Annotated in this window: 30 protein-coding genes; 21 read left to right on the top strand and 9 right to left on the bottom strand. The window is 70.1% G+C overall.

The genetic code is table 11. The features are described from left to right. Positions 1–7 precede the first annotated feature (7 nt). Both KU887_RS33235 and KU887_RS33230 read right to left on the bottom strand, forming a co-directional pair. A complete protein-coding gene (locus KU887_RS33235; protein ID WP_077189921.1) occupies positions 8–931 on the bottom strand; it encodes a glycosyltransferase family 2 protein in 924 nt (307 codons plus the stop codon). Next, positions 910–1,605: a PIG-L family deacetylase gene (locus tag KU887_RS33230; RefSeq protein ID WP_034203638.1), complete on the bottom strand. Its 696-nt coding sequence runs from the start codon at positions 1,603–1,605 to the stop codon at positions 910–912. The genes KU887_RS33235 and KU887_RS33230 overlap by 22 nt, the downstream gene beginning before the upstream one ends. A 118-nt stretch (positions 1,606–1,723) precedes the next feature. On the opposite strand from KU887_RS33230, the gene KU887_RS33225 reads away from it, so the two are divergent. After that, entirely contained in the window at positions 1,724–4,030 is a 2,307-nt protein-coding gene (locus tag KU887_RS33225; protein ID WP_258258518.1) for an ATP-binding protein, read from the top strand. Between the two features lie 24 nt (positions 4,031–4,054). On the opposite strand, the gene KU887_RS33220 is transcribed toward KU887_RS33225, so the two are convergent. Both KU887_RS33220 and KU887_RS33215 read right to left on the bottom strand, forming a co-directional pair. Next, positions 4,055–5,101 (bottom strand): UDP-glucuronic acid decarboxylase family protein, encoded by a 1,047-nt coding sequence (locus KU887_RS33220; protein WP_006498363.1) that lies wholly within the window; start codon positions 5,099–5,101, stop codon positions 4,055–4,057. Beyond that, entirely contained in the window at positions 5,101–6,420 is a 1,320-nt protein-coding gene (locus KU887_RS33215) for a glycosyltransferase family 1 protein (protein ID WP_258258515.1), read from the bottom strand. The genes KU887_RS33220 and KU887_RS33215 overlap by 1 nt, the downstream gene beginning before the upstream one ends. Before the next feature lie 244 nt (positions 6,421–6,664). Between KU887_RS33215 and KU887_RS33210 the strand changes: the two genes are divergently transcribed. The 7 genes from KU887_RS33210 (at position 6,665) to KU887_RS33180 (ending at position 11,387) form a co-directional block, all read left to right on the top strand. Then, entirely contained in the window at positions 6,665–7,069 is a 405-nt protein-coding gene (locus KU887_RS33210; RefSeq protein ID WP_006498360.1) for a BON domain-containing protein, read from the top strand. 30 nt (positions 7,070–7,099) lie between these two features. Continuing rightward, complete coding sequence (locus KU887_RS33205; protein ID WP_258258513.1) at positions 7,100–8,128, top strand: SDR family oxidoreductase; 1,029 nt, start codon at positions 7,100–7,102, stop codon at positions 8,126–8,128. 27 nt (positions 8,129–8,155) lie between these two features. Further along, positions 8,156–8,455: a DUF2795 domain-containing protein gene (locus KU887_RS33200; RefSeq protein WP_006498358.1), complete on the top strand. Its 300-nt coding sequence runs from the start codon at positions 8,156–8,158 to the stop codon at positions 8,453–8,455. A gap of 60 nt (positions 8,456–8,515) precedes the next feature. After that, positions 8,516–9,082: a hypothetical protein gene (locus KU887_RS33195; protein ID WP_006498352.1), complete on the top strand. Its 567-nt coding sequence runs from the start codon at positions 8,516–8,518 to the stop codon at positions 9,080–9,082. Positions 9,083–9,209: 127 nt separating this feature from the next. Beyond that, positions 9,210–10,067 (top strand): SDR family oxidoreductase, encoded by an 858-nt coding sequence (locus tag KU887_RS33190; RefSeq protein WP_258258512.1) that lies wholly within the window; start codon positions 9,210–9,212, stop codon positions 10,065–10,067. 34 nt (positions 10,068–10,101) lie between these two features. After that, positions 10,102–10,716 carry a DUF4142 domain-containing protein gene (locus tag KU887_RS33185; RefSeq protein WP_034203636.1) on the top strand — a complete coding sequence of 205 codons (615 nt, stop codon included), beginning with the start codon at positions 10,102–10,104 and terminating at the stop codon, positions 10,714–10,716. Positions 10,717–10,775: 59 nt separating this feature from the next. Next, on the top strand, positions 10,776–11,387 hold the full coding sequence (locus KU887_RS33180) for a hypothetical protein (RefSeq protein ID WP_006498349.1): 612 nt from the start codon (positions 10,776–10,778) through the stop codon (positions 11,385–11,387). Positions 11,388–11,474: 87 nt separating this feature from the next. Here KU887_RS33180 and KU887_RS33175 read toward each other — a convergent pair whose 3' ends face one another. Both KU887_RS33175 and KU887_RS33170 read right to left on the bottom strand, forming a co-directional pair. Beyond that, the gene (locus KU887_RS33175; protein ID WP_006498348.1) at positions 11,475–12,779 is read right to left on the bottom strand and encodes an NRAMP family divalent metal transporter; all 1,305 of its coding nucleotides are present in this window, start codon (positions 12,777–12,779) and stop codon (positions 11,475–11,477) included. Then, complete coding sequence (locus tag KU887_RS33170; RefSeq protein WP_034204039.1) at positions 12,776–13,441, bottom strand: UdgX family uracil-DNA binding protein; 666 nt, start codon at positions 13,439–13,441, stop codon at positions 12,776–12,778. Before KU887_RS33170 ends, KU887_RS33175 begins: the two co-directional genes overlap by 4 nt. Positions 13,442–13,674: 233 nt before the next feature. On the opposite strand from KU887_RS33170, the gene KU887_RS33165 reads away from it, so the two are divergent. After that, entirely contained in the window at positions 13,675–14,154 is a 480-nt protein-coding gene (locus KU887_RS33165; RefSeq protein ID WP_058903682.1) for a response regulator, read from the top strand. Between the two features lie 121 nt (positions 14,155–14,275). Here KU887_RS33165 and KU887_RS33160 read toward each other — a convergent pair whose 3' ends face one another. The 3 genes from KU887_RS33160 to KU887_RS33150 form a co-directional block, all read right to left on the bottom strand. After that, positions 14,276–14,758 carry a PRC-barrel domain-containing protein gene (locus KU887_RS33160; protein ID WP_006498342.1) on the bottom strand — a complete coding sequence of 161 codons (483 nt, stop codon included), beginning with the start codon at positions 14,756–14,758 and terminating at the stop codon, positions 14,276–14,278. Between the two features lie 91 nt (positions 14,759–14,849). Continuing rightward, positions 14,850–15,281 (bottom strand): CBS domain-containing protein, encoded by a 432-nt coding sequence (locus tag KU887_RS33155; protein WP_058903681.1) that lies wholly within the window; start codon positions 15,279–15,281, stop codon positions 14,850–14,852. An 88-nt stretch (positions 15,282–15,369) separates the two neighbouring features. Further along, on the bottom strand, positions 15,370–15,624 hold the full coding sequence (locus tag KU887_RS33150; RefSeq protein ID WP_006498340.1) for a hypothetical protein: 255 nt from the start codon (positions 15,622–15,624) through the stop codon (positions 15,370–15,372). 164 nt (positions 15,625–15,788) lie between these two features. Here KU887_RS33150 and KU887_RS33145 point away from each other — a divergent pair, with 164 nt between their 5' ends. The 12 genes from KU887_RS33145 to ligD all read left to right on the top strand — a co-directional run bounded on the left by KU887_RS33145 (position 15,789) and on the right by ligD (position 26,461). Further along, on the top strand, positions 15,789–16,091 hold the full coding sequence (locus KU887_RS33145; RefSeq protein ID WP_034203633.1) for a hypothetical protein: 303 nt from the start codon (positions 15,789–15,791) through the stop codon (positions 16,089–16,091). Positions 16,092–16,286: 195 nt separating this feature from the next. Then, positions 16,287–16,529, top strand: coding sequence for a hypothetical protein (locus tag KU887_RS33140; RefSeq protein WP_006498338.1), 243 nt, complete (start codon positions 16,287–16,289; stop codon positions 16,527–16,529). Continuing rightward, entirely contained in the window at positions 16,526–16,837 is a 312-nt protein-coding gene (locus tag KU887_RS33135; protein ID WP_006498337.1) for a hypothetical protein, read from the top strand. Before KU887_RS33140 ends, KU887_RS33135 begins: the two co-directional genes overlap by 4 nt. A 44-nt stretch (positions 16,838–16,881) precedes the next feature. Beyond that, the gene (locus tag KU887_RS33130; RefSeq protein ID WP_034204037.1) at positions 16,882–17,196 is read left to right on the top strand and encodes a hypothetical protein; all 315 of its coding nucleotides are present in this window, start codon (positions 16,882–16,884) and stop codon (positions 17,194–17,196) included. 61 nt (positions 17,197–17,257) lie between these two features. After that, a complete protein-coding gene (locus KU887_RS33125) occupies positions 17,258–17,767 on the top strand; it encodes a DUF892 family protein (RefSeq protein WP_034203632.1) in 510 nt (169 codons plus the stop codon). A gap of 230 nt (positions 17,768–17,997) precedes the next feature. Then, entirely contained in the window at positions 17,998–19,431 is a 1,434-nt protein-coding gene (locus KU887_RS33120; RefSeq protein WP_258258500.1) for an RNA polymerase factor sigma-54, read from the top strand. Between the two features lie 72 nt (positions 19,432–19,503). Then, on the top strand, positions 19,504–19,692 hold the full coding sequence (locus tag KU887_RS33115) for a DUF3008 family protein (RefSeq protein ID WP_006498333.1): 189 nt from the start codon (positions 19,504–19,506) through the stop codon (positions 19,690–19,692). Between the two features lie 46 nt (positions 19,693–19,738). Further along, complete coding sequence (locus tag KU887_RS33110; RefSeq protein WP_006498332.1) at positions 19,739–19,900, top strand: DUF1328 family protein; 162 nt, start codon at positions 19,739–19,741, stop codon at positions 19,898–19,900. After that, positions 19,897–20,283, top strand: a complete 387-nt coding sequence (locus tag KU887_RS33105) for a DUF3022 domain-containing protein (protein ID WP_059722869.1) — start codon at positions 19,897–19,899, stop codon at positions 20,281–20,283. The genes KU887_RS33110 and KU887_RS33105 overlap by 4 nt, the downstream gene beginning before the upstream one ends. Positions 20,284–20,416: 133 nt before the next feature. Further along, positions 20,417–22,531, top strand: coding sequence for a catalase HPII (gene katE / locus KU887_RS33100; RefSeq protein WP_062885682.1), 2,115 nt, complete (start codon positions 20,417–20,419; stop codon positions 22,529–22,531). Between the two features lie 72 nt (positions 22,532–22,603). Next, positions 22,604–23,620, top strand: a complete 1,017-nt coding sequence (locus tag KU887_RS33095) for a Ku protein (protein ID WP_258258497.1) — start codon at positions 22,604–22,606, stop codon at positions 23,618–23,620. A gap of 45 nt (positions 23,621–23,665) precedes the next feature. Then, the gene (ligD, locus tag KU887_RS33090; protein WP_258258496.1) at positions 23,666–26,461 is read left to right on the top strand and encodes a DNA ligase D; all 2,796 of its coding nucleotides are present in this window, start codon (positions 23,666–23,668) and stop codon (positions 26,459–26,461) included. Position 26,462 lies beyond the last annotated feature (1 nt).

Raw genomic sequence — 26,462 nt, 5'->3', positions numbered from 1 at the left:
ATCGCGTTCATGTTCCCGTTTCGGCCTCGCGGCGCGTGTCGCGTTCGAGGCGGCGGCGCATGCGTTCGACGTGCGGCGGGATCGTGCGTCGTTCGCGCAGGATCCACGGCAGGCCCGCGAAGGTGCGCACCACTGCACGTTCGCGGCGCAGCAGCGGCAGCATGCGCACCGTATGGCGCCACGCGGCGGCGGCCGGCCATCTGAGCCACGCGGTCCACACCGCGTTGCGCGCGGCGGTGCGCGCACGTGCCGGCCGGTCGCGCCGCGTCGACGGGTAGTGATGGACCGTCAGTCCCGGCGCATACACGAGCCAGTGGCCGGCGCGCGTCAGATCGAGCGCGAGCAGCGCTTCCTCGCCGCCGAGGAAGTAGCGCGGATGGTAGCCGCCCGCGCGCACGAACGCGTCGCGCCGGAACGCGGTCGCGCCGGCCAGCAGCCCGAGGATCGGGCGGCCCGGCAGCGCGACGGGCGCGTCGAGCGGGCTGTCGGCCATCAGCCGGCAGGTCGGGTCCTCGCGTTCGTCGGGGCCCACCAGCACGCGCGCGGTGACGGCCGCGACGTGCGGATACGCGTCGAGCAGGTTCGCCGCGTCGGCGATGGAGCCGGGCGCCCACCACGTGTCGTCGTCGCAGAACGCGACGTGGCGCGTGCGGGCGACGGCGACGCCGAGATTGCGGCCGGCCGCGCCAAGGTTGCCCGGCGCATGCACGAGCGCGACATGCGCAAAGCGTTCGCGGATCAGGGTGGCCGTCTCGGCGTCCGCCGCGTTGTCGACGACGACGATCGCCGGCCGGTCGGGCAGCCTGGAAAGATGGTCGAGCGTGCGCGCGAGTTCCGCGGCGCGCCGGCAGGTCAGCACGATGGCGGTCACGCGCGGCTCGCCCGGCGGCAGCGCGATACGGGCGGGCGTTACGCGGACGTGACGTCGCATTCGAGCCGCCAGATCATTTCGGGTTCGCGGAGAGCGGCGCGCATATGAGGCTCGAGCAGCGTGACCTGGCTGGCGTACGCGTCGACGGCGGCGGCTTTCGCGGCGGCGCTGTTCGTATCACCGCCGGCCGGCGTTGCGACCGGATGCGCGATCCAGCCGCGCTCGCGCCAGCCGGCCACGCGCCTGGCCATCAGCCCGTCGATGCGGCGATACGGCACGTCCTCGTAGAAGCGCCAGACGTGCGACGGATCGTCGTCACGCAGCAGCCACAGCATGGCCTCCTGCACCTGCAGGTGATCGCGATGGAACAGGCCGGCCGGCGCGAGCACGCCGAAGCCCGGGTACGCGTCGATCGCCGCGGCCACGCGTGTGGCGATCGCGGTCGACGTAGACGGTATGCCGTACTGATCGTCGAGGAAATCGAGCCACACGGGGTGTGCGTCAAGCAGCGCCAGCGCGCGGCGGTCTTCGTCGCGGCGCGCGCGCATCGCTTCGTCCGCGTGATGGAAGCCCGCGCGGCGATCCCACGGCGGCGCGGGCATGCCAGGCGGCGGCATCCCCGCGAACACGGTGACGACGATCGAGCCGGGCGCCTGCGCGAGCAGTTGCCCGCAACTGAAGACGGCATCGTCGAGATGCGGCGAGACGACGAGCCAGCGTGTCGGGTCGGGCATGGCGTGAAGATCTCCTTCGTGAGCGGCCGGGCCGCGGTTACGATCGGCCAGCATGTGCCGTGCCCGCCGGCGGCCGCCACGCCGGTCGCCGCCGACTGTCCCCGCAGGAGCGTGTTCGATGACTGAAATTGCACGACCGCAGGCCGGAAATTACGCAACGGCCGTGATGCTGGTCGCGATCGCGACCGTGCTGCAGACGCTCGCGATCCGGTTCGGCGGCGTGAATCTGCCGTTCGTCCTGTATTACCCGTTGCTCGCGGGCGCCGCGTGGGCGACGTCGTTCCTGTTCGGCATCGTGTCGACGGTGGTCAGCGGGTTGCTCGTGTGGACGCTGTTCCTGTCCGATCCGGCCGCCTATACGGCGCCGCTGCCCGAGCGGCTCGTGCAGCTCGGCACGTTCATGCTGATCGGGACGCTGGTGTGCGCGGTCGCGTCGCTGCTGCATCACACGCGGGTCACGAACGATCGTGCGCGCCGGCGCGAGGCGGGCGCGCGCCGCCAGCTCGAAGCCGTGCTGGGCGCGTTGCCGCACGGCGTGATCGCGACCGATCCGAACGGGCGGCTCACCTATCTCAACGCGGCCGCGGCCGCACTCGTCGGCTGCCGGCCGGACGACGCGATCGGGCGGCCGGCGCGCGACGTGCTGCGGATCGTCGATCACGACGGCCGCCGCGTGCAGACCACGCCGCTCGATCACGCGCTCGGCGGCGCCGGGGCGACGTCCGACCGGCACTGGCTGCAGGCCGGCAGCGGCGAGCCGGTGCCGATCGTCGCGGTGGCGTCGCCGATCGGCGATGGGGACGGCAATCTCGACGGCGCGGTATTGCTGCTGCGCGATGCGGGCGCGGACCGCGCGCGCGTCGACGCATCGCGGCTTCAGCATGCGGTCGTCGAGGCGGCGCCGGACGCGATCGTCGGGATCGATGGCGACGGCCGCATCGCCAGCTGGAATCCGGCCGCGCAGCGGATCTTCGGCTATGACGAGGCCGATGCGCGCGGCCGCAGGTTCGATACGCTGATCGCGAGGCGCTGGCTGCGGCTCAATCCGCTCGCCGACGCGTTCGACGCGATGCACGAGCCGGTCGGGCCGCTCGAACTGCTGTGCGTGCGGCGCGACGGCCGGCGGTTTCGGGCGACGGTGTCGGCGTGCCCGGTGCAGGGCGACGCGCGGGCCAGCGTCGCGCTGTCGCTCACGCTGCGCGAAACCGGCGCGCAGCGTCGCCGCGACCTGCGTGCGCAGCGCTCGCTGCAGGGCGCGCGCAACGCGCTCGACCAGGCCGACACGTCGAACCGGCTGAAGGACGAACTGCTGGCCACGGTGTCGCACGAATTGCGCACGCCGCTGAACGTGATCTACGGATGGATCGAGGTATTGCGCAACTCGGGCGACCAGGCGTTGCAGCATCAGGCGATCGACGCGATCGACCGCAGCGCGCGTTCGCTCACGCGGATGGTCGGCGACATCCTCGATGCGTCGTCGCTCGCGACCGGCAAGCTGCGGCTCGACGCGACGCCGGTCGACGTCGTGCGGCTGTTCTCCGATCTGGTCGGCACGTTCCAGACGGCCGCGTCGTCGGCCGGCATCGTGCTCGAATTCGACTGCGGCGCAACCGCGTGCATCGTGTCGGGCGACGCCGAGCGGTTGCGGCAGATGCTGTCGAACCTGATCTCGAATGCACTGAAATTCACGCCGGGCGGCGGCAGCGTGACGGTCGGCCTCGCGCGCGACGAATCGCAGGTGGTGCTGACCGTCACCGATACCGGGCAGGGCATCGCGACGGAGTTCGTGCCATACGTGTTCGACATGTTCCGCCGCGCGGACGATTCGCCCGCGTCGCCGCGGCGCGGGCTCGGTCTCGGCCTGTCGATCGTGCGACATATCGCGGAGCTGCACGGCGGCAGCGTGATCGTCGCGAGCGCGGGCCGTGATCGCGGCACGACGTTTACGGTGACGCTGCCGGCCGGCTGGCAGCCGGGCGGCGCGATGGCGTGGAGCATCGTGCAGGCAGGCGGCCGCCGCGACGCGCTCGTGCTCGATACGCAGCGCATCCTGATCGTCGACGACGACGCGACCACGCGCGCGAGCCTGACGGCCGCGCTGACCACGTTCGGCGCGGCCGTCGCGATCGCGTCGTCGGGCCGCGAGGCGCTCGCGATGGCGGCCGACATGCGGCCGACGGTCGTGCTGTCCGATCTCGCGATGCCCGACGGAGACGGCTTCTGGCTGCTCGATGCGTTGCGGCGCGGCGCCCTGAACGGCGACAGCGGTCCATCCGACGTGCGCGTGCTGGCCGTCACCGCGCACGCGGGCCTGGCCGACGAGCGCCGCGCGCTGGAGGCCGGCTTCGACGGCTACCTGTGCAAGCCGGTCGACGTGCGCGAACTGGCACACAAGATCGCACACGTGACGAAGCGCGACGGCTGACGCACGTCGCGCGTACCGGCCGCGTCAGGTGGTCGGCGCCGGCCGGTTCTGCGTATGGACCTGCGCGAGCAGATGCGACGCGATTCGCGTGCTGCGCACGAGGTCGCCGGGCGTGTGGTGCGTGACCTGGCGCTGGATGAAGTAGCGCGCGGTGTGCGCGAGCCCGTTCGCGAACGTCGTCGTCGCGCGCCAGCCGAGCCGCTTCTGCGCGGCGGCGAGATTCGGCCGCCGCTGGCGCGGATCGTCGGACGGCAGCGGCCGGAACTCGATCGGCACGGTCGCGCCGACGATCCGCACGACCTCCCGCGCGACGTCGATCATCGCGATCTCGACGTCGCTGCCGAGATTGACCGGCTCGCTCGCGTCGCCCGGTTCGTCCATCAGCCGGATCAATGCGTCCACCATGTCGTCCACGTAGCAGAACGAGCGCGTCTGCTTGCCGTCGCCGTAGACGGTCAACGGCTGTTCCGCGAGCGCCTGCGTGACGAAGTTCGACACGACGCGCCCGTCGGCCGGGTGCATGCGCGGGCCGTACGTATTGAAGATCCGCGCGATCCGCACGTCGACCCCGTACTGGCGGTGATAGTCGGAGAACAGCGTCTCCGCGCAGCGCTTGCCTTCGTCGTAGCACGCGCGGATGCCGGTCGGATTGACGCGGCCGCAATAGTGCTCGTCCTGCGGATGCACGTCCGGGTCGCCGTACACCTCGCTCGTCGAGGCCTGCAGGATGCGCGCCTTCACGCGCTTGGCGAGGCCGAGCAGGTTGATCGCGCCGTGCACGCTGGTCTTCGTCGTCTGCACCGGGTCGCGCTGGTAGTGGACGGGCGATGCCGGGCACGCGAGGTTGTAGATTTCGTCGACTTCGACGTAGAGCGGAAACGTCACGTCGTGCCGCATCAGCTCGAAGTTCGGCGCATCGAGCAGGTGCGCGATGTTGTCCTTCGTGCCCGTGTAGAAATTGTCGACGCACAGCACGTCGTGGCCGGCGGTCACGAGGCGTTCGCACAGATGCGAACCGAGAAAGCCGGCGCCGCCGGTGACGAGGACGCGTTTTCGGTCGTAGCCCTTCATTACGTATTCTCCTTGCGGTGTGCGAGCACGCCTCGCGTGGTGGCGACCGGCGTGCGCCGGCCGGTGCCGGCCGACGTGCCGGCGCGCTGCGCGTGGGCGACGTCGCGATAGATGTCGACGAGCCGGTCGGCGACGCCTTGCCAGGTGTAGAAGCGATGCGCGCGCAGGTAGCCGGCGCGGCCGAGCGCCGCGCACAGGTCCGGTTGCGCGCGCAGTTGCACGAGGCGCGCGGCCAGCGCGGCCGGGTCGCGCGGCGGCACGAGATAGCCGGTCGTGCCGTCGTCGACCGTCGTGCGGATGCCGCCCACGTCGCTGCCGATCACCGCCGTCGCGCACGCCATCGCCTCGACCGGCGTGATGCCGAACGGCTCGTACCACGGCGTCGTCACGAACACGTCGGCCGCGCTGTAGTACAGGTGCAGCGCGTCGCGATCGCGCCGGCCGACGAAGGTCACGCGGTTCGCGATGCCGAGTTCGTGCGCGAACGCGGCGAGCCGCGCGAGTTCCGGGTCGCGCGCGGGGTCGGGCGTCGCCTGGCTGCCGCCGACCACGTACAGGTGGGTCGGCCGCTGCGGGTCGCGCGGCATGCGTGCGAGCGCGTCGATCACGGTGTCGATGCCCTTGCGCGGCACGAGGCGCCCCAGTTGCAGCACGACGAACGCGTCCTGCGGCCAGCCGAGCCGCGCGCGCGCATCGACGCGCGGCACCGGCCGGAATTCCCGCGCGTCGAAGCCGCACGGCACGATCTCGATGCGCTCGGTATCGGCGCGATAGTGCGTCGTCAGGTCCAGCGCATCCTGCGGGCATTCGGCGATCAGGCGGTCCGAGCGGCGCGCGAGCGTGTCCTCGATCGCGAAGCGCGCGTCGGGGAAGCCGTCGGCCGTGCCCTGGTGCAGCCGCCGCACGCGGCCGAGCGCATGGAACGTCGTGACGAGCGGGATGCCGAGCGCCTTTTTCACGCGCAGCGCCGCGTCGCCGGACATGAAGAAGTTCGCGTGCATCACGTCGACCGGATCGGGCTCGCGTCGCATTCGCGCGATCATGTACTGCGCGAACGGGCCCATGTACGGCAGCAACTGCTCCTTGGGCACGTCGGTCGGCGGTCCGGCCGGCACGTGGATCACGCGCATGCGCGGGCCGATCGGCACGACTTCCGGCAAATGCGGATTGTCGCAGCGGGTGTACACGTCGACGTCGAGGCCGCGCTCCGCGAGCTGCTTCGCGACGTTCGCGACGTAGATGTTCTGACCACCGGCATCGACGCCGCCGATCACCCCCAGCGGCGACGCATGTTCACTGATCAACGCGATTCTTTGCATGGTATTGCTCCCGGTATCGGGGCCGCGCACACGGGCCACCGTTGTCGGTGACCCGGCAATCGGCATGCCCGCTGCATTGCGGGGAAAACCGCTTCCCGGGGTGCCGAAAAATTTACAACGCGTTGGATGAAAGGGCGTCTGATCGCGGCATCCCGCTGGCATGCGGCGCACGCGGCGCGGCACGCGATTTGCGCGACCTCTGCTCACCCGCCGGCTCGCCCGGCCCGATGAAAAGGAGGTCACGATGAAGGTATTCCAGCTGCAAGCCCGCTCCCCGCGCATCCGCCATCAGCGCGCGATGCGCACCGGCATGGCGGTCGCGATCGCCGCGGCCACCGCATGCATGGTCGTCGCGCCGAACGCGGTCGCCGCCGGCGACGATGGCGCCGCATCGTCGTCGACGTCGTCGTCGCATTCGAGCACCGGCACGAAGATCCGCGACGCGACGATCACGACCAAGGCGAAGGCCGAGCTGGTCGGCACGAGCGGCCTGTCGGCCGGCGACATCCACGTGAAGACGCGGCACGGCACCGTGACGCTCACCGGCAGCGTGCCCGACGAGCAGCAGCGCACGCAGGCCGTCAGCGTCGTGAAGCAGGTCGACGGCGTGCAGGACGTGCGCGACCAGTTGACCATCCGGCCCAAATAACCGCGACGCGACCGTAACAGGAGTCCAGTGATGAACTGCATGCTCAAACCGGTCGGCGAACAGACGATCGTGATTACCGGCGCGACGAGCGGCATCGGTCTCGTCACCGCGCGCAAGGCGGCCCGGCGCGGCGCGAAGCTCGTGCTGTTCGCGCGCAACGAGGAAGCGCTGAACACGCTGTGCGAGGAAATCCGCCAGCATGGCGGCCTCGCGGTGCCGGTCGCCGGCGATGTCGGCAACGTCGAGGATCTGCAGCGCGCGGCCGCGGCGGCGGCCGAGACCTACGGCGGCTTCGACACCTGGATCAACAATGCGGGCGTATCGATCTTCGGCACGGCGGCCCAGGTGCCGCTCGAGGATCAGCGCCGGCTGTTCGACACCAACTACTGGGGCGTCGTGCACGGCTCGCTCGTCGCGGCCGACCATTTCCGGCGCAAGAGCGATTTCCACGGCGGCGCGATCATCAACATGGGCAGCGAGGCGTCCGACGCGCCGGTGCCGCTGCAAAGCGCGTACGTCGCGTCGAAGCACGCGGTGAAGGGCTTCACCGATTCGCTTCGGCTCGAGATGGAAGCCGATCACCTGCCGGTGTCCGTCACGCTGATCAAGCCGGCCGCGATCGACACGATGTTCGTGATGCACGCGAAGAACTACATGAACGTCGAGGCGAAGCTGCCGCCGCCGATCTACGACCCCGACCTGGTGGCCGACGCGATCCTGTTCGCGGCCGCGCATCCGCGCCGCACGCTGTTCGTCGGCGGCGCCGCCAAGTTCACGTCGGCGAGCGCGTACCACGCGCCGCGCCTGTTCGACCGCGTCGCGGCCACGCTGTTCTCGCGCGGCCAGCGCACGGTGCGCCCGGCGCGGCCGCGCGACGACAACGCGCTGTACGACTCGCGCCACGCGCTGCACGAGCGCGAAGGCATGGAGGGGCCGGTGCTGCGCAGCTGTGCGTACAACACGGTGGTGCAGCGGCCGAAGGTCGCCGGCGCGGTCGCGCTGGGCGCTGCGGCGCTGGTGTTTGCCGCGTTCGCGCGTGCGCGCCGGTCGTCCGCGTGATTTCGTTCATTTTCCAAGGAGGCGTTCATGACATCCCGACAACACACGGGCCACGAGTACAGCCACTCGCGCGCGCACGAAGGCGAGCGCACCCAGCAGGACCACGACAAGGGCGGGCACCAGACGGGGCACGGCAAGCCGCCGAGCCCGGTCGACGTGCAGAAGGCGCTGAAGGGAATGGACTATCCGGCCAGCAAGGCGGACGTCGTGCAGTGCGCGGAACGCTCGAACGCGGACCGCGCGGTGCTCGACATGCTGCGCAAGATTCCCGAGCGCGAGTACGACACGCCCGCATCGGTATCGAAGGAGCTCGGGCGGCTGATGTGAGCGTCGCCCATCGCGCCGCGTGCTCGCGCGCGCGGCGCATCCATCATGAGGAGCACGACCATGGCGATGATCGTCGCAGGCCGTTTCACGACGTTCGATGAAGCGGAAGGTGGGGCGCGTCACCTCTACGAGCGCGCGTTCGGGCCGGACGACGTGTCGATCTTCTTCCTGAACCCCGGCGGCCAGCACGCGCGCTTCCCGATCGGCGGCGACGTGTATGCCGACACCGCGGCGAAGCCCGGCGGGCGCGGCGCGATGGTCGGCGCGATCCGCGGGCTGCTGATCGGCGTCGTCATCGGGTTGATCGCCTATGCGCTCGGCCTGCGCTACTGGTTCGTGCCGGCCGCCGCCGCGCTGGCCGGCGCCTATCTCGGCGCATTCGGCGGCGCGCTCGGCCGCATGCGCGGCGAGCAGGCCGAAGGCAAGGGCACGCTCGCGCAGAGCGAAACGGGCGTGATTCTCGCCGCGCGCGTGACGCCCGACACCGCGACGACCGCCGAAGACGTGTTGCGCGCGACCGGCGCGAAGTCGATCGAGCGCGTCGAAGGCGACTGGCAGGACGGCGAATGGCGCGATTTCGATCCGGTACGCCGGCCCGACGAAGCCCCGTCCGGCGGCCCCCGCTGACGACGCCGTTTTTCCAGACGCTTGCAACGTCAACCCTGAAAACACGGCCGCCGTGCGCGGGCCGGCGTCCGCCGCGCGCGGCACGCCGTTTGCGCAGCATCGGCGGCACCGTTCAAGGAGGAACCCCATGACCACTGCACAGACGCCGCCACCGCAGAAACAGACGCATCAGCCGGGCACCGAGCGCGACATGCATCCGAAGCCGCGCGACGAAGCGGCCGACTACGTGGGCAGCGGCAAGCTTGCCGGCAAGGTCGCGCTCGTGACGGGCGGCGACAGCGGGATCGGCCGCGCCGTGGCGATCGGTTTCGCGAAGGAGGGCGCGGACGTCGCGATCGTCTACCTGAAGGAATCCGACGACGCCGCGCATACCCGGCAACTGATCGAGCAGACCGGCCGACGCTGCGAGGCGATCGCCTGCGACGTCGGCGATCGCTGGCAGGCGTACGACGCGGTGGCCCGCACGGTCGAACGGCTCGGCCGGCTCGACGTGCTCGTGAACAACGCAGGCGAGCAGCATCCGCAGCCGGGCATCGAGGACGTGTCCGAGGAACAGCTCGAACGCACGTTCCGCACCAACGTGTACGGAATGTTCTTCTGCACGCAGGCCGCGCTGCCGCACATGAAGGCGGGCGGTCGCATCGTCAACACGGCGTCGGTCACCGCGTATCACGGCAGCCCGAAACTGCCCGACTACTCGGCGACCAAGGGCGCGATCGTCGCGTTCACGCGGTCGCTGTCGATCGAGCTGGCCGAACGCGACATCCGCGTGAACGCGGTCGCGCCGGGGCCGATCTGGACACCGCTGATTCCGTCGACGTTCACGCCCGAGCAGGTCGCGAAATTCGGCTCGAACGTGCCGCTCAAGCGGCCGGGGCAACCGGACGAACTGATCGACTGCTACGTGCTGCTCGCGTCGGCCGGCGCGAGCTACATGACCGGGCAGACGCTGCACCCGAACGGCGGCTCGATCGTCGGCGGTTGATGGCCGTTTCCACGCAAGCACCAGGAGAAAGCTGATGAGACAACCCAACTGGACGATCGCGGCGCTCGCCGCCGGCGTGCTCGCCGTGTCGGGGCTCGCCCGCGCGCAGATGCCGAGTGAGCCGCCCGCATCGAATTCGCACGTGCCGGGCGGCGTGATCAACCCGTCGTCGGGCGCGGGCGCCGCCGGCGACCCCGGCATCGCGAAAGCGCCGAAGGGCGCCGATGCGGAGTTCGTCGACAAGGCCGCGATGGCCGGCAAGGCGGAAGTGCAGGCCAGCCAGCTCGCGCTGAAGCAGGCGCAGTCGGCGGACGTGCGGGCATTCGCGAAACGGATGGTCGCGGATCATGGCAAGGCGAACGCGAAGCTCACCGAGCTCGCCGCGCGCAAGGGCATGAAGCCGCAGGTCGAACAGATCTCGGACCCTGACGTCGAGGCGCTGCGCGGCAAGAGCGGGCACGACTTCGACACCGCGTATCTCGCGGCGGCCGGCCCCGACGCGCACCAGAAGGCGGTCGCGTTGTTCGAGGACGAAGCGCGCGACGGCAAGGACGCGCAATTGCGCGCATTCGCGAAATCCACGCTGCCGACGCTCAAGCATCACCTGAGCATGGCGCAGACGCTCGCACGCAAGGTGGGCGCGCAATAACGCGCGCCCGGTTCCACCCCTGGGCCGCACGGGCGGCCCGCTTTTTCGGAGAAGCAGTCATGGCCCAACGGCAATCGAAGCACGAAGGTATCCTCGAACTGCTCTGCCAGGCATACGAGACCGAGCTTGGCGGCGCGCAGATCTACGAGGCCGCGCTCCAGTGCGCGACCGACGAGGACCTGCACAAGGAATGGGAGAAGTACCATCGCGAGACGCTGCACCACCAGGAGGTGCTGCGCAACGTGTTCGCCGCGCTCGGCCTCGATCCCGATGCGCAATCGCCGGGGCGCGCCGCGGTGGCTGCCACCGGCAAGTCGCTGGTGCAGGTGATCGAGCAGGCGAAGAAGCAGGCCGACCCGGCGGTCGCGCAGGTGGTCGCGGCCGAGTGCGTGGTGCTCGCCGAAACCAAGGATCACCTGAACTGGGAGCTGATCGGCTATGCGGCCGACCAGCTGCCCGACAGCGACGCCGCGAAGGCGCTGAAGGCCGCGCACGACGAGGTGGAGGCCGACGAGGATCATCACCTGTATCACACGCGTGGCTGGGCGCGCGAGATGTGGATCGAGTCGATGGGCTTCAAGGCGGTGCTGCCGCCGCCGGAGGAAGTGAAGAAGGTGGAGTCCGCCGCGGATGCGGCACGTGCCGAGCGCTCGCGCGGCAAGATGATGTAACGCCCCGGGCAGGCGGGCGGCGCGGCTGCCCGCCTGCCGGTCGAGCCGGTTGCGTCCGCAACGGCTTTCATCCCGCTGTTTCGATCCTCACGTCAGCATGTCGACGATCATCGTCACCACCGACGCCGCCATCAGCGCGACCGCCAGCCAGCCGAACAGTTTGGATACCGGGCCGCTGCCGGGCCGGCCGGCTGCGTCGCGCTTTCGCGCGAGCAGCATCACCAGCACGAGCATCGGCACCGCCGCGACGCCGTTGAGCACGGCGCTCCAGTACAACGCGCGGATCGGGTCGATCGGGCTGAAGCAGATCGCGATGCCGACGATCACGCACAGCGCCAGCACCGTGTAGAACGCGGGCGCACGCCGCACCGGCTCGTTCAGCCCTTCGCGAAACCGCCACGCTTCCGCGCAACCGTAGGCGGCGCTGCCCGCGAACGCGGGAATCGCGAGCAGCCCGCAGCCGACGATGCCGAACGCGAACACCAGGAACGCGGCTTCGCCGGCGATCGGCCGCAATGCCTCGGCGGCCTGCGCGGTGCTGCCGATGTCGTGCCGGCCGTGCGCGAAGAACACGGCCGCGCCGATCACCATGATGCAGAACGACACCGCGTTGGTGACTACCATGCCGGTCCACGTATCGAACGTGATGCGCTGCTCGGTCTCGCGGCGTGCGCCCGGCGCGCACGACGTATCGCCGTTGCGGCGCTCGGCCTGGGTTTCCTCGACCTCGAGCGCGGCCTGCCACACGAACAGGTAGGGGCTCAGCGTCGTGCCGAGCACCGCGACCGCGGTCGTCGCGTAGTCGTGCGTGAACGAAATGTGCGGCAGCGCGATGGCATGCAGCAGGTTGCCCCAGTCGACGTGCACGAAGCCGAGTTCGATCACGTACGCGAGCAGCCCGAGCGTCATCCATTTGAGCCAGCGCGCGTAGCGCTCATAGGACATCAGCACCTGCAGCGCGAGCGACGCCAGGCCGTAGACCGGCGCATACCAGTAGCTGCGGCCGCCGACGACGAGCGCCGTCGCGTCGCCCATCGCCGCGAGATCCGCGCCGACGTTCACCACGTTGACGATCACGACCATCGCGATCAGCCCTTTCGCGAGGCGCTCGGAGAACATCTCGCGGATGCCGGCGACGAGGCCTTCGCGGTTGGTGCGCCCGATGAACGCCGACGCGAGCTGCACGGCGACCATCATCGGCAGCGTGACGACGATCATCCACAGCATGTTGAAGCCGAACTGGCTGCCCGCCTGCGCATAGACGGCGACGTTGCTCGGATCGGCGTCGGACGCGCCCGCGAGCAGCCCGGGGCCGAGCCGCCGATACCACGGTGTCGCGGCGGGCGGCGACGCCTCGGTCGCCGGCCGCGCGTCTTCGTCCAGTCCGCTCATCCGGCGTCCCCGTGCGACGGGCGTGCGCCGCCGTGGCGCCGCTCGCGCGCGAGCCGCGACGCGGTGCGCAGCGCGTCGACCAGCGTGCGGTACGCGTGTTCGCGGGAATCGGCGCCGCGCGTGCGCAGCACGTACGACGGGTGATAGGTCGCGACGACGATCCGGCCGTCCTCGGTGCGCACCGGTGCGCGCGTGCGCTCCAGCGTCGCGTCGTTGTCCTGCAGCACCGCGCGCAGCGCCGTCGCGCCGAGCGCGACCACCACGCGCGGCTGGACCGCTTGCAGCTCGCGTTCGAGCCAGTAGTGGCACGCGGCCACTTCGCGCTGCGCGGGCGTCTTGTGCAGCCGCCGCTTGCCGCGCGGCTCCCATTTGAAGTGCTTGACCGCGTTCGTCAGGTAGACGTGCGTGCGCTCGATCCCCGCTTCGTCGAGGGCGCGGTCGAGCATGCGGCCGGCCGCGCCGACGAACGGCAGGCCCATGCGGTCCTCCTGGTCGCCCGGCTGTTCGCCGACCAGCATGATCGGCGCGTCGACGGGCCCGGCGCCCGGCACCGGTTGCGTCGCGTGTTCCCACAGCGCGCAGCGGCGGCATGCGTCGAGCGTGGACGGCGCATCGTCGTCGGCCGGCGTCGGCGTCGGACGGTCGGGTGCTTTGCGGGTCATGCGGCGCCTCCGGTGCAGGCCGAAACAGCGGCGCGCCGCGATCGCGCGGAACATGCCGGCGCGCACGTGGTCGCACGCGCAGAGGGACGCAAACCGGACGCTTGAAACCGCATCGCGCGCATGAAGGACTCCAGGGTCGACGATGCGAAACATGCAGCAACCGGCATGCCGCATGCAGTCGGTATGGGCGCGCGCCTTGCGGCGCAAGCCGGTCCAACGACAGGAGAAGCACGATGCAACCCGATCCCGGCGACGATCCGGCCGCCGACGACGTGCTGCTGTGGCGCGCCCCCGACAGCGTGCCGCGCCGCCCGCGCCGCGTGCTGGTCGTCGACGATTATCGCGATGCGGCGGATGCGCTGCGCCTGCTGCTCGAGGCGCGCGGCTTCGAGTGCCGGGTCGCCGACGATCCGTTCGCCGTGTGCGACGTCGCGCGCGACTGGCAGCCGTTCGCGGTGGTGCTCGACATCGCGATGCCGGGCCTCGACGGGTTGCAGCTCGCGACGCTGCTGCGGCGCGATCCGCGAACGTCGGACATGCTGCTGGTCGCGTGCAGCGGGCTCGCATCGCGGCGCGATTGCGAACGGGCGAAGGAAGCCGGCTTCGACGCGCACTGCGCGAAGCCGTTGACGCCGCACCGGCTGCTGGGCTACCTCGAATCGGCGAGCGGCGGTGCTGCGAAGCCGGACGGGGACGTTACACGACCCTTGTAAAAAGGCGGGCGGTGCGCCGGGTGCGGCGCCGGCCACCGCGGCGCGAGGACAAAAAAACGCCCCGCGCGAGGCGGGGCTGTCGAACGGAGGCGCCGGCGAACCGGCGCGCGTCAGTGGGCGGTCAGTGACGGCCGCGCGTACGCGGATCGTCGAGGTCCTCGGTCGGGTCGGTCAGCCCGAGTTCGTCGCCGGCACTCCAGTACGGGGTGCTGCCGTAGAACTCGTGCAGCGGCTCGGCCCATTGCGGGTCGGCCATTGCCGGCCAGTGGTCCTTGTCGAACCCCGGCGCATTGCGAATCCGCTCGGACGATACCGACAGCAGGAAGCACTTGCGCTCGGTGTCGAGCGTCAGCGCGCTCCACGGAATCGCGTGCAGCTTGTCGCCGATGCCGAGAATGCCGCCGCTCGACAGCACCGCATACGCGATGCGGCCGGAGCGCACGTCGAGCATGATGTCCTTGATCTTGCCGACATCGTCGCCGTCGGTCGTATAAACCTTGTCGCCTTCCAGCGTATCGGCTGCCATCACGTCGGGGCCGGGGCCGGCCGCCGTCGCGGCGCCCTTGCCGATGATGCGGGTCTGACCTTGATCGGGAGTCTGCATGGTTTCCTCCTGGCTGCGTGGGGCGCGACCGTGCCCGGATGGGCCCAGCGGGTCGCGCGGGGTGGTCGGGCGAAGCGGAAAAAACGCTCCGTCACGTCTGCTTCGGTTGCGACACGCCTTCCAGCGTGTTCGCGACGTCGTCGCGCTCGGGGCTGGCCGTGCGCGTCGCGATGTCGGCCAGCGACAGCATGCCGACGAGCCGCTTGTCGTGATCGACGACGGGCAGCCGGCGCAGTTGCGCGTCGGCCATGTAGTGCTGGATCTCGTCCAGCGAATCGTCGTCGAAGCACCATTCGATCGGGCCGGACGCGACCTCGTGGATCCGCGTCTCCGGCGGCTTGCCGGCCGAGATCGCGCGCACCGCGAGATCGCGGTCCGTCACCATCCCGATCAGCCGGTTGTTGTCGCACACGGGCAGCGCGCCGATGTCGTAGCGCTCCATCAGTTGGGCGGCATGACGGATCGAGTCGGTCGGGGCGATCCGCACGACGTCCTGCGACATGATTTCGTTGACGCGATGCATGAAATTCTCCTTGCGGGTTGGGTGAAGCAATGTGCCGATGCGGGTGCTGCGATCCAGCAAACCGCATGCCGTGCGCGCGGCCGTCTCGTCACTCGGGGTCGCTTTCGCGCTTCTCCTGCCACGGCCCGTCGTCGTGCGTGCCGGGCGGCGTGTCGGGCTCGATGCGCGTGACGCCGCCGGTCGCGGGCGGGTCGCTGGCCGGAAACGTGTCCTCGAGCTGCTTGTCGATATGACGTTCCGAATGGCGCGTGCGCGTCTGGTCGTGCTCCTTCAGCGGCGGTTGCGGGTCGGGCTGCCGCTCGTGCGCCGGTGCGTCGTGGCCGTGCCGGGTCGAATCCTTCATGGCGGTGCTCCGTATCGGTGACGATGACCCGCCTGTGCCGCAACGGCCGTTCCCGGCGCGCATGGACGGCACGCGACTTGCCGCTGCGACCGCGACGACCATGACGACGATCACGACACGGCGCAACAGGAAGCCTGCTGCGCACATCGACGGGAGGCACGACGATGATTCCGAAACGACGACCAGGGGTGCGCTATGAGGTCAACGTATGCGGCGGCGGATTCGATTCGGTGAAGAGCCATTTCGATACGTGGAAGCACGAACCGCTGATCTACCGGCCCGAGCGCCGGATGTTCGAAGGCAAGGCCGACGTGCGGCCGCTCGGCGACGAGACGTTCGGCGCAACCGAGCCCGCCCGTTTCGCGTTGCAGCGGGCGTGCGAGCCGTCCGATCCGTACGCGCTCGCCGCGCGCGTGCGCGACGACGGCCGCGAGCTGTGGCTCGTGATGGCCGCGTACGACGCGTAGCGGCGTGCTTGCAAGATTTGCAGCGAACGGTGTAGCGAAGGCATGGCGCTTCGCGGCCAGCCGCGCGCCTGCGTGCCGATTCCCGCGCGCTCCCGCCGCGCGCACGACCGGCACGGAGGGCATGCGGCTTGCGAATCCACGGTGTGCGGCGCGCCGCGCCGATCCGTACCCGAACCCCGCAACGAGGGAACGCCGATGAAACACGACTCCGCGCAATGGCTGCAACGGCCCGAACCGCCGCTTCCCGACATCGAGCCGGACCCCGAGCCGCCCGATCCCGACGACGTGCCGCCGGACATGCCCGAACCGTATCGGGAACCGGAGGGCGATCCGCCCGGGCATGCGCCGCCGGAACGGGATCCGCCGTCGCGCGAGCCGCCCGTGCGGGCGCGGCCCGCCGGCGCGATGCCGCGGATGCGAACGGAGGGTCTGCAATGAGCATCCGCGTGAAACCCGGCCTGCTGCGCGACATCGCCGAGACGCTCGGCCGTCATTTCGAGGCGCGCGAGATTCCGTTCCACGTCGAGGAACAGCCGGCCGGCGCATTGCATATCGGCTTTCGGGTCGACGGCCATCCGGCGTCGCTGACCGTGACGTTCGACGCCGACGCATTCGCCGCGCTCGAACGGGCCGACGTCGACCGGCAACGCGGCACGCTCACGCGCGTCGCGGCCGAATTCGACACGATGATGGCGCGCCGCGCACCGACCGCGTACGCGGGCGATTTCCATTTCAACCGGCTCTGAGCGGCGCTCGATGCGCCGGCCTGGAGCCCTCGATGGAGGATTCGATGAACACGATCCAGACGATACGCGTGGGCGCCTGTGCGTTCGCCGCCGCGTGCGCGCTGGGCGCATGCACGCAACCGACCGGCGGCACCTACGGCACGCGGGCGGCGCCGCCCGCGCCGCCGGACGGCCGCGGCGCGCAGTCGACCACGACGATGCCGGACGCGAATACGCGTTACGACACGCGTCCGTCGCCGGGCAACACGATGCCGAAGGACGCGAACGTCGGCGAACCGGCCGACGTGCCGCCGCCGGGCCCGAACGGCGCGCAGGGCGACCCGCCGCTGCCGGGCACGCCGCCGCCGATGCAGTACTGATGGCACGCGTCGCGGCGACGCGTCACGGCATGCCGCACCGCGATGCGGCCGGAGAAATGCGATGGCGAACCAGCACGAGCACCTGGAGGACTGGCTGCGCGATGCGTACGCGATGGAGCGCCAGGCCGAGACGATGATCGACGCGCAGTTGAAGCGCGTCGGTCACTATCCGCAGTTGCAGGACCGGCTGCGGCTGCATCTCGACGACACGCTCGGCCAGCAGGCGCTCGTCGAAGCGTGCCTGATGCGGCTCGGCACGTCGCCATCGGCGACCAAGGATCTCGCCGCGCGCGTCGCCGCATACGGGCAGATCGCGAGCGGCATGCTGGCGGACGACGAAGTCGTGAAGACGGCGCTGGCCGGTTATGCGTTCGAGCAGCTGCAGATCGCCGCGTACACCGCGCTCGTCGCGGCGGCGCACGCGGCCGGCGAAGAGGAAATCCGCGCGTGTTGCGAGCGGATCCTGCAGCAGGAGCGCGACATGGCCGCGTGGTTGCTGCGCCATCTGCCGGCGTTGACGACCGCGTTCCTCGACCGTTCGGCGGTCGATCGCATCGATGCGAAGCGGTGACGGCGGGGCCGCCGGGCGGCAGCCTCGGCATGCATTTTCCCGCGAGCGAAATGCGTGCCCCAAACTTGCCCCCGGCTTGTAAAAAAGCGGCCTTGACGCGTGGCGAAACGGGGTGCGAACCCGCGAGAGCCGCGACGGCTCGCGCTTCGCGCGGCTGGCACGGAAGCTGCGTGACGTCCGGTAGAAGAGGGTGAAAACATACCGCGAACCGAACCGTCAGGAGGCTTTCGATGCCCGTCTCGCTTGCGCTGCAGATGCGACAGCATCTGGCACTTACGCCGAGGCTTCAGCAGTCGCTGCGGCTGCTGCAGTTGTCCTCGCTCGAATTTCAACAGGAATTGCGCCAGGCGCTCGACATGAACCCGTTTCTCGAAGACGGCCAGGGCGACGATGACACCGCTGCCGGAACGCCCGAGCAGCCGACCGAAGCCGCCGCGCCCGAAGCGGCGCCCGAGCGCGACGAAATCCGCCCGCCGGATGGCGAGGTGCCGTTTACCGCCGCACCCGCGCCGCGCGGCACGAGCCGTCAGGGTGACGACACCGACGGCCTGTCGCCCGGCGAATGGATCGCCGCCGAGCCGTCGCTGCATCAGCAACTGCACGATGCGCTGCGGCTCTATCCGCTCAACAAGCGCGACCGCGAAGCCGCGCGCCTCGTGATCGATGCGCTGGATGACGACGGCTACCTGCGTCAGGAACTGCCTGAACTGCTGGTCGCCGTCGATCCGGCCTGGCTGCTGTCGGAGCAGGATCTCGCGGTCGCGCTGCGGCTCGTGCAGATGCTCGACCGGCCGGGCATCGCGGCCCGCTCGCTGTCCGAATGCCTGGTGTTGCAGCTCGATGCGATTCCCGCCGGCACGCCGGCGCTCGCGGAAGCGAAAGCGATCGCGCGCGAACATCTGGAGCGCCTCGCGCGCCGCGAGACGGCCGAGATCCAGCGACGCCTCGGCTGCAATCAGCAGACGCTGCACGCGGCGTGCGCGCTGGTGCGCGGGCTCGACCCGCGCCCCGGCAATCACTACGGCAGCACGCGCGGCGACTACGTGGTGCCCGACGTGATCGTGCGCCAGGTGCGCGACGAGTGGATCGTGACGATCAACCCGGCCGTGCTGCCGCGCGCCCGCTTGCACGAGCGCTACGCGACGCTGTTCGCGCAGTCGAGCGGCGAGCGCGATTCGCCGCTCGGCCAGCAACTGCAGGAAGCACGCTGGCTGATCCGCAACGTGCAGAAGCGCTTCGACACGATCCAGCGCGTGGGCGAGTGCATCGTCGCGCGGCAGCGCGATTTCTTCCGCTACGGCGAGATCGCGATGAAGCCGCTGGTGCTGCGCGACATCGCGGAAGAGCTCGACCTGCACGAATCGACGGTCTCGCGCGCGACCGGCAACAAGTACATGGCCACGCCGCACGGTACGTTCGAGTTCAAGCATTTCTTCCCGCGCAAGCTGGAAGCAGCCGGCAAGGGCGTGTGTTCGGCGTCGGCCGCGAAGGTGCTGATCCGCGACATGATCGCGGCCGAGCGGCAGACCGATCCGCTGTCCGATGTCGCGCTCGCGGAAAACCTCGCGGGCCGCGGCATTCTTCTTGCGCGTCGCACGGTGACCAAGTATCGCCAGGCGATGAAGATTCCGCCGGCCGATCTGCGGCGTCGCGACGCCGCGTGACGGCCCCACTGTTCCAACCACGCGCGTGCCGTCCGTCGCGTCGGCCCGCGCGCCAACGAGAGGAGCGCAATCATGCCAGCCAAATCCCAGGCCCAGCAGCGCGCCGCAGGCGCCGCGCTGTCGGCCAAGCGCGGTGACACGAAAATGAAGGACCTGAAACCGCCGTCGAAATCGATGGCCAAGTCGATGAGCGAGAAAGAGCTCGAGAAAATGGCTTCCACGCCCACGCACGGCAAACCGAAACACAAGCACGATGCGTGACCGGCGCCGACGTTTAGTGACGACCGCTGTCATCCAGGAGGGTTCCATGCTTCGATACGCCATCATCTTTTTCGTCATCGCGATCATTGCCGCCGTGTTCGGCTTCGGCGGCATCGCCGCCGGCGCGGCCGAAATCGCGAAGATCCTGTTCTACATCTTCGTCGTGATCTTCCTGGTCACGTTGCTGCTGGGCGTCGTGCGACGATGAGCGTGATGCCCGACCGGTCGCAGCGCGTCGCGGAACTCGAGCACGCGTTCGCGATCGGTTTTCCGTCGCAGTCGACCGTCGTCGTGCATGCGGACGACGCATCCGGGCGACTGACGATCCATGTGTCGTGGGTGCGCGTGCCGTCCGACGAGGACGCGCGCGAATGGCGCTGCACGGTCGACATGCGCTTCGATGCGGACGTAATCGAGCGTTACACGGTGCTCGACACGGCCGACCGGCTGCGCGTGCGCACGCAGCTGTGCGACCGCGCGCGGCGTGCGGTGGACGAGCACAAGCCGCGCGTCGAGGACGCCGTGATCGAATGCAGCGTGACGCTCGACGTGACGGCCGCCGAATTCGACGCGGCGCTGCGCGCGCCCTGACGTCGTCGCCGGCTCCGCCGCCGTTCGCGGCGCGTCGGGCCGGCTTTTCCCGCCGTCCGCACGCGCGTGCCGCGGCGCGCCGTGTCGGCGCGTGCTGCGGCGGCCCATCCGAATGCCACGAGGACCGATAGCGATGACGAATCCCCCATCCGCCGGCAAGACGCCACCCACGCAGCCGACGCAGCCGCCCGACAGCGCGAAATCCCGCCAGCTCGAACAGAACCGGGCGCGGCCCGACGGCGAAGCGCTGCGCACCAACCAGGGCGTGCGGATCGCCGACAACCAGAACACGCTGCGCGGCGGCGCGCGCGGCCCGTCGCTGCTCGAAGACTTCATCATGCGCGAGAAGATCACGCACTTCGATCACGAGCGCATTCCGGAGCGGGTGGTGCACGCACGCGGCTCGGCCGCGCACGGCGTGTTCCGCGTGTACGAGCCGATGGCCGACTACACGAAGGCCGCGTTCCTGCAGGACCCGGCCGCCGAAACGCCGGTGTACGTGCGGTTCTCGACCGTGCAGGGGCCGCGCGGGTCGGCCGACACCGTGCGCGACGTGCGCGGCTTCGCGGTGAAGTTCTATACCGAAGAAGGCAACTACGATCTCGTCGGCAACAACATGCCGGTGTTCTTCATCCAGGACGCGATCAAGTTTCCCGACTTCGTGCACGCGGTGAAGCCCGAGGCGCCGAACGAGATGCCGACCGGCGCGTCCGCGCACGACACGTTCTGGGATTTCGTGTCGCTGGTGCCGGAAACCACGCACATGGTGCTGTGGCTGATGTCGGACCGCGCGCTGCCGGCGAGCTATCGCGCGATGGACGGCTTCGGCGTGCATACGTTCCGTTTCGTGAACGCGGCCGGCGTCGAGCGTTTCGTGAAATTCCACTGGCGGCCCGTGAGCGGCGCGTATTCGCTGCTGTGGGACGAGGCGCAGCGGATCGCCGGCCACGATCCGGATTTCAACCGGCGCGACCTGTGGAAGGCGATCGAACGCGGCGACTATCCGGAGTTCGAACTCGGCGTGCAGATGATCGATCCGGCCGATGCGGACACATTCGACTTCGACCTGCTGGATCCGACCAAGCTCGTGCCGGAAGAGCTCGTACCGGTGCGGCCGATCGGCCGGATGACGCTGAACCGTAACCCCGACAACTTCTTCGCGGAGACTGAACAAGTCGCGTTTCACCCGGGCCACGTGGTGCCGGGCATCGACTTCACGAACGATCCGCTGCTGCAGGGGCGGCTGTTCTCGTACACCGATACGCAGTTGAGCCGGCTCGGCGGCCCGAATTTCCACGAGATCCCGATCAATCGGCCGGTGTGCCCGTTCGCGAACAACCAGCGCGACGCGCTGCACCGGCAGACGATCAACGTCGGCCAGGCGTCGTACGAGCCGAACTCGACGAGCGGCGGCTGGCCGCGCGAGACGCCGCCCGCGCCTGCCGGCGGCGGGTTCGAGACCGTGCCCGAGCCGCTCGAAGGCCACAAGGTGCGCGTGCGCAGCGAATCGTTCGCCGACCATTTCTCGCAGGCCGCGCTGTTCTACCAGAGCATGACGGACATCGAGCAGCGGCATATCCGCGACGCGTACTGCTTCGAACTCGGCAAGGTGACGCAGCCGCATATTCGCGAGCGGGTGGTCAACGAGATCATCGCGCGCTTCGATGCGGGGCTCGCCGCGCAGGTCGCCGAACGGCTCGGGCTGCCCGCGCCGCAGGCGGCCGCGACGCCGGCCGTGCCGCAACGCTCGCCCGCGCTGAGCCTGATCGGCCGCGCGAAGCCCGGCATCCGCTCGCGCAAGATCGCGCTGATCGCGACGCCCGGCGTGAACCCGGTGCTGGTCGAACAGGTGCGCGACGCGCTGCGGGCCGCGCACGCGGTGCCGACGATCGTCGCACCGACACTCGCGCCGATCGGCGGCATCGTGCCGGAGGCGACGCTCGTCGGCATGCCGTCGGTGATGTTCGACGCGGTATTCGTGTGCGGCGGCGACGGCGATGGCCGCGATCTCGCGCACAGCGCCGACGCCCGCCATTTCGTGCGCGAGGCGTTCAAGCACCTGAAGCCGATCGCGGCCGTCGGGTCGGGCCGGCAACTGCTCAGCGCCGCGCATCTGCCGGACCCGGCCGAAGGCGTGTGCGTCGGCCAGCCCGTCGATCTCGACAAGGTGCTGAACACGCTGTCCGACCACCTCGGCCAGCATCGCGTGTGGGCGCGCGAGCAGCAGGCGGCGGAGCTGCCGGCATAGGGCCGACAGCGGCGCGCGCCGTACGGCGCGCCTGCCCGCGGGCGGGCGCGCATTCGGCAAGGAGGAACACGCATGGCACCGCGGATGATATGGAAAGGCGCGATCAGCTTCGGGCTCGTGCACGTGCCCGTGCAGCTGTTTCCGGCGACGCGCACCGTGAAGCCGTCGTTCCGGATGCTCGACAAGCGCTCGATGGACCCGATCGGCTATCGGCAGATCAACAAGCGCACCGGCAAGGAGGTCACGCGCGAGGACATCGTGCGCGGCTACGAGTACGAGAAGGAGCGCTACGTCGTGCTCACCGACGACGAAATCCGCGCGGCGAACCCGGAATCGACGCAGACCGTCGACATCCTGACCTTCGTCGACGAGGACGCCGTGTCGTTCCTCTATCTCGACACGCCGTACTACCTGGTGCCGGACCGCAAGGGCGAGAAGGTCTATGCGCTGCTGCGCGACGCGCTGAAGGACAGCGGCAAGATCGGCATCGCGCTCGTGGTGATGCGCGACCGCCAGCATCTGGGCGCGCTGATCCCTGTCGGGCCGATGCTCGCGCTCGATACGCTGCGCTGGCAGGAGGAATTGCGGCCGCTCGACGAGCTGTCGGTGCCGGCCGACGACGCGAAGGGCGCGGGCGTCACCGCGCGCGAGCTGGAGATGGCGAAGAAGCTGATCGACGACATGTCGGGCAAATGGACCCCCGACGAATATCACGACACGTTCCGCGACGACATCCTCGAACTGGTCGAGCGCAAGGTGCGCGCCGGCAAGATCGAGGAGATCGAGGACCGGCCCGCGCAAACCGGCCGCGCGGCGAGCAACGTGGTCGATCTCACCGAGCTGCTGAAGCGCAGCCTGAAGGGCGGCGCCGGCGCACGCGCGGCGGATCTGCGCGAGGCGCGCGACGAAGCGGAGGACGAGGCGTCGTCGTCGTCATCGCGGAGCGGCGCGCGCCGCAAGCCGGCGGTGAAATCCGCATCGAAAGGCGCCGCGACGAAAACCGCGGCGAAGCGGACTGCAGCGAAACGCGGCGCGGCGAGCGACCCTGCGGCGAAGAAGACCGCCGCGCGCCGCAAGCACGCGGCATGACGCCGATGACGCCGACTCCGACTTCGACTCCGACGAGGTGACGCAATGGCCGGCAAGCTCGATCCGTATCGCCGCAAGCGCCGTTTCGGCGCGACGCCCGAGCCCGAAGGCGCGCACGGCAAGCGTCGCGCGAAGGCGCAGACGAAAGCGGGGACGCAGCCAAACGCGAAGCCTGCCGCACGCGCAGGCCATCCGCTGCGCTTCGTGATCCAGGAGCACCACGCGCGCCGGCTGCACTACGATTTCCGGCTCGAACTCGACGGCACGCTGAAGTCGTGGGCCGTGCCGAAGGGGCCGAGCTTCGATCCGCAGGTGAAGCGGCTCGCCGTGCACGTCGAGGATCATCCGCTCGAATACGCGTCGTTCGAAGGCGAGATTCCGGCCGGGCATTACGGTGCGGGGTCGGTCGTCGTGTGGGACGAAGGTACGTGGACGCCCGATGGCGGCATCGCGCATGCGCGCGAAGGCTATCGGGCCGGCAAGCTGACGTTCAGGCTCGACGGCGAAAAGCTGCACGGCGGCTGGGCGCTCGTGCGCAGCGGGCGGCAGGAGGGGCGTCAGGAGCAGTGGCTGCTGATCAAGGAGCGCGACGACGACGCGCGCAGCGCCGATGAATTCGACGTCGTCGGCGAGCGGCCGGGGAGTGTGCGTGACGATGCGTCCCACGGCGCGGCGCGCAAGCATGCTGCGCGGCGTCGCGGATCGAACAGCGCGGATGGCGCGAATGGCGATGCACGTGCCGCGCGACGCGAAAGCCCCGAAAGCCCCGAAAGCCCCGAAAGTCACGAAGGCCCGCGCCCCACCGAACCGTCGCAAGTCGAAGGCGCGGTGCGCGCGCCGCTGCCCGAGCGCGTCGCGCCGCAACTCGCGACGCTGGTCGATGCGCCGCCGACTCAGGGCGGCTGGTGCTACGAACTGAAGTTCGACGGCTATCGAATCCTCGCGCGCATTGCCGGGAAGGGCGCGCGTCGACGCGTCACGCTGATGACGCGCGAAGGCCGGGACTGGACCGCGAAGCTGCGCGCGCAGCGCGACGCGCTCGCGGCGCTCGACGTCGACGACGCGTGGCTCGACGGCGAGGCCGTCGTGCTCGGCGACAACGGCCTGCCGGATTTCCAGGCGCTGCAGAACGCGTTCGGCACGGACCGTTCGGACACGATCACTTTCTTCGTGTTCGATCTGCCTTATCTCGACGGCTACGACCTGCGCGACGCGCCGCTCACCGCCCGTCGCGCATTGCTCGAGCCGCTGCTCGCGAACTGCGACCCGGCGCGCGTGCGCTTTTCGCCCGATCTCGGCGAGGACATCGCATCGCTGATCGCGAGCGCCTGCGACACCGGCCTCGAAGGGCTGATCGGCAAGCGCGCGGAGTCGCGCTACCGCGCTGGCCGTTCGCCCGCGTGGATCAAGCTCAAATGCCGGCGCCGGCAGGAGTTCGTGATCGGCGGCTTTACGGAGCCGTCGGGCAGCCGGCACGGCTTCGGCGCGCTGCTGCTCGGCGTGCACGAACCGGCGCCGGCCGGCAAACGGCGACGCGGGCCGGGGCCGCTGCGCTACGTCGGCCGCGTCGGCACCGGCTTCGACGCGCGGATGCTCGACCGTCTCGCCGCGATCCTGCGCAAGCACGAGCGCGACACGATGCCGTTCGATGCGCCGCCGCGCGAACGCACGCGCACGCGCGTGCACTGGGTCGAGCCGACGCTCGTCGCCGAATGCGAATTCGCCGAATGGACCGGTGACGGCATCGTGCGGCAGGCCGCGTTCATCGCGTTGCGCGACGACAAGCCGGCGGAGCAGATCGTCCGCGAGATGCCGACACACACGGAAACGGAGGGGGCGATGGATCAGCGTTCGACTACGCAGGACAAGCCGCGGCGTGCGTCACGCACCGATCGTCACGCGAGCACGGGCCAGGCGCGCGGCGCGCGCGCCGATGCCGATACCGGCGACGATACGATCGGCCGCGTGCGCATCACGCATCCCGAGCGCGTGCTCGATCCGCAAAGCGGCACGCGCAAGCTCGATCTCGCGCGGTACTGGCAATGGGTCGCGCCGTGGCTGTTGCCCGACCTGAAAGGCCGGCCCGTGTCGCTCGTGCGCGCACCCGGCGACATCGCCGGCGAACTGTTCTTCCAGAAGCACGCGGAACGCCGCGAGATTCCGTTCGTCACGCAGCACGAAGGGCTCGACCCGGGCCACGGGCCGCTGCTGTCGATCGACAGCGTCGACGCGCTGCTCGGCGCCGCGCAGATGGGCACGGTCGAGCTGCATACGTGGAACGCGCACGCGTCGAACATCGAGCGGCCCGACCGCATCGTGTTCGACCTCGATCCCGACCCGGCGCTGCCGTGGCGCACGATGATCGACGCCGCGCAGCTCGTGCGCGGGCTGCTCGACGAACTCGGGCTCGTATCGTTCTGCAAGACGAGCGGCGGCAAGGGGCTGCACGTCGTCGTGCCGCTCACGCGGCATGCGGGCTGGGACGACGTGAAGGACTTTTCGCGCGCGGTCGCGCAGCACGTCGCCGGCACGCTGCCCGACCGTTTCACCGCGACGATGGGGCCGCGCCACCGGCGCGGCAAGATCTTCGTCGACTATCTGCGCAACGGCCGCGGCGCGAGCACGATCGCCGCGTATTCGGTGCGCGCGCGGCCCGGCATGGGCGTGTCGGTGCCGCTCGACTGGGACGAGGTGCCCGAGACGACCGGCGGCGCGCAATGGACGATCGACACGCTGCACGAACGGCTGGATACGCTGAAGCGCGACCCGTGGGAAGGTTATGCGAAGACGCGCCAGCGCATCACCGCGGCGATGCGCGCGCGGCTCGGCGCCGATGCGTGAG

It is taken from the genome of Burkholderia sp. EMB26, assembly GCF_024730645.1.
Taxonomy (GTDB): domain Bacteria; phylum Pseudomonadota; class Gammaproteobacteria; order Burkholderiales; family Burkholderiaceae; genus Burkholderia; species Burkholderia cenocepacia.
This window is presented reverse-complemented; position numbering and strand designations above follow the sequence as displayed.

What these genes read in the sequence shown, in the direction of transcription:
- KU887_RS33235 (WP_077189921.1), bottom strand. Translation starts at nt 931, where the DNA reads ATGCGACGTCACGTCCGCGTAACGCCCGCCCGTATCGCGCTGCCGCCG.
- KU887_RS33230 (WP_034203638.1), bottom strand. Translation starts at nt 1,605, where the DNA reads ATGCCCGACCCGACACGCTGGCTCGTCGTCTCGCCGCATCTCGACGAT.
- KU887_RS33225 (WP_258258518.1), top strand. Translation starts at nt 1,724, where the DNA reads ATGACTGAAATTGCACGACCGCAGGCCGGAAATTACGCAACGGCCGTG.
- KU887_RS33220 (WP_006498363.1), bottom strand. Translation starts at nt 5,101, where the DNA reads ATGAAGGGCTACGACCGAAAACGCGTCCTCGTCACCGGCGGCGCCGGC.
- KU887_RS33215 (WP_258258515.1), bottom strand. Translation starts at nt 6,420, where the DNA reads ATGCAAAGAATCGCGTTGATCAGTGAACATGCGTCGCCGCTGGGGGTG.
- KU887_RS33210 (WP_006498360.1), top strand. Translation starts at nt 6,665, where the DNA reads ATGAAGGTATTCCAGCTGCAAGCCCGCTCCCCGCGCATCCGCCATCAG.
- KU887_RS33205 (WP_258258513.1), top strand. Translation starts at nt 7,100, where the DNA reads ATGAACTGCATGCTCAAACCGGTCGGCGAACAGACGATCGTGATTACC.
- KU887_RS33200 (WP_006498358.1), top strand. Translation starts at nt 8,156, where the DNA reads ATGACATCCCGACAACACACGGGCCACGAGTACAGCCACTCGCGCGCG.
- KU887_RS33195 (WP_006498352.1), top strand. Translation starts at nt 8,516, where the DNA reads ATGGCGATGATCGTCGCAGGCCGTTTCACGACGTTCGATGAAGCGGAA.
- KU887_RS33190 (WP_258258512.1), top strand. Translation starts at nt 9,210, where the DNA reads ATGACCACTGCACAGACGCCGCCACCGCAGAAACAGACGCATCAGCCG.
- KU887_RS33185 (WP_034203636.1), top strand. Translation starts at nt 10,102, where the DNA reads ATGAGACAACCCAACTGGACGATCGCGGCGCTCGCCGCCGGCGTGCTC.
- KU887_RS33180 (WP_006498349.1), top strand. Translation starts at nt 10,776, where the DNA reads ATGGCCCAACGGCAATCGAAGCACGAAGGTATCCTCGAACTGCTCTGC.
- KU887_RS33175 (WP_006498348.1), bottom strand. Translation starts at nt 12,779, where the DNA reads ATGAGCGGACTGGACGAAGACGCGCGGCCGGCGACCGAGGCGTCGCCG.
- KU887_RS33170 (WP_034204039.1), bottom strand. Translation starts at nt 13,441, where the DNA reads ATGACCCGCAAAGCACCCGACCGTCCGACGCCGACGCCGGCCGACGAC.
- KU887_RS33165 (WP_058903682.1), top strand. Translation starts at nt 13,675, where the DNA reads ATGCAACCCGATCCCGGCGACGATCCGGCCGCCGACGACGTGCTGCTG.
- KU887_RS33160 (WP_006498342.1), bottom strand. Translation starts at nt 14,758, where the DNA reads ATGCAGACTCCCGATCAAGGTCAGACCCGCATCATCGGCAAGGGCGCC.
- KU887_RS33155 (WP_058903681.1), bottom strand. Translation starts at nt 15,281, where the DNA reads ATGCATCGCGTCAACGAAATCATGTCGCAGGACGTCGTGCGGATCGCC.
- KU887_RS33150 (WP_006498340.1), bottom strand. Translation starts at nt 15,624, where the DNA reads ATGAAGGATTCGACCCGGCACGGCCACGACGCACCGGCGCACGAGCGG.
- KU887_RS33145 (WP_034203633.1), top strand. Translation starts at nt 15,789, where the DNA reads ATGATTCCGAAACGACGACCAGGGGTGCGCTATGAGGTCAACGTATGC.
- KU887_RS33140 (WP_006498338.1), top strand. Translation starts at nt 16,287, where the DNA reads ATGAAACACGACTCCGCGCAATGGCTGCAACGGCCCGAACCGCCGCTT.
- KU887_RS33135 (WP_006498337.1), top strand. Translation starts at nt 16,526, where the DNA reads ATGAGCATCCGCGTGAAACCCGGCCTGCTGCGCGACATCGCCGAGACG.
- KU887_RS33130 (WP_034204037.1), top strand. Translation starts at nt 16,882, where the DNA reads ATGAACACGATCCAGACGATACGCGTGGGCGCCTGTGCGTTCGCCGCC.
- KU887_RS33125 (WP_034203632.1), top strand. Translation starts at nt 17,258, where the DNA reads ATGGCGAACCAGCACGAGCACCTGGAGGACTGGCTGCGCGATGCGTAC.
- KU887_RS33120 (WP_258258500.1), top strand. Translation starts at nt 17,998, where the DNA reads ATGCCCGTCTCGCTTGCGCTGCAGATGCGACAGCATCTGGCACTTACG.
- KU887_RS33115 (WP_006498333.1), top strand. Translation starts at nt 19,504, where the DNA reads ATGCCAGCCAAATCCCAGGCCCAGCAGCGCGCCGCAGGCGCCGCGCTG.
- KU887_RS33110 (WP_006498332.1), top strand. Translation starts at nt 19,739, where the DNA reads ATGCTTCGATACGCCATCATCTTTTTCGTCATCGCGATCATTGCCGCC.
- KU887_RS33105 (WP_059722869.1), top strand. Translation starts at nt 19,897, where the DNA reads ATGAGCGTGATGCCCGACCGGTCGCAGCGCGTCGCGGAACTCGAGCAC.
- katE (WP_062885682.1), top strand. Translation starts at nt 20,417, where the DNA reads ATGACGAATCCCCCATCCGCCGGCAAGACGCCACCCACGCAGCCGACG.
- KU887_RS33095 (WP_258258497.1), top strand. Translation starts at nt 22,604, where the DNA reads ATGGCACCGCGGATGATATGGAAAGGCGCGATCAGCTTCGGGCTCGTG.
- ligD (WP_258258496.1), top strand. Translation starts at nt 23,666, where the DNA reads ATGGCCGGCAAGCTCGATCCGTATCGCCGCAAGCGCCGTTTCGGCGCG.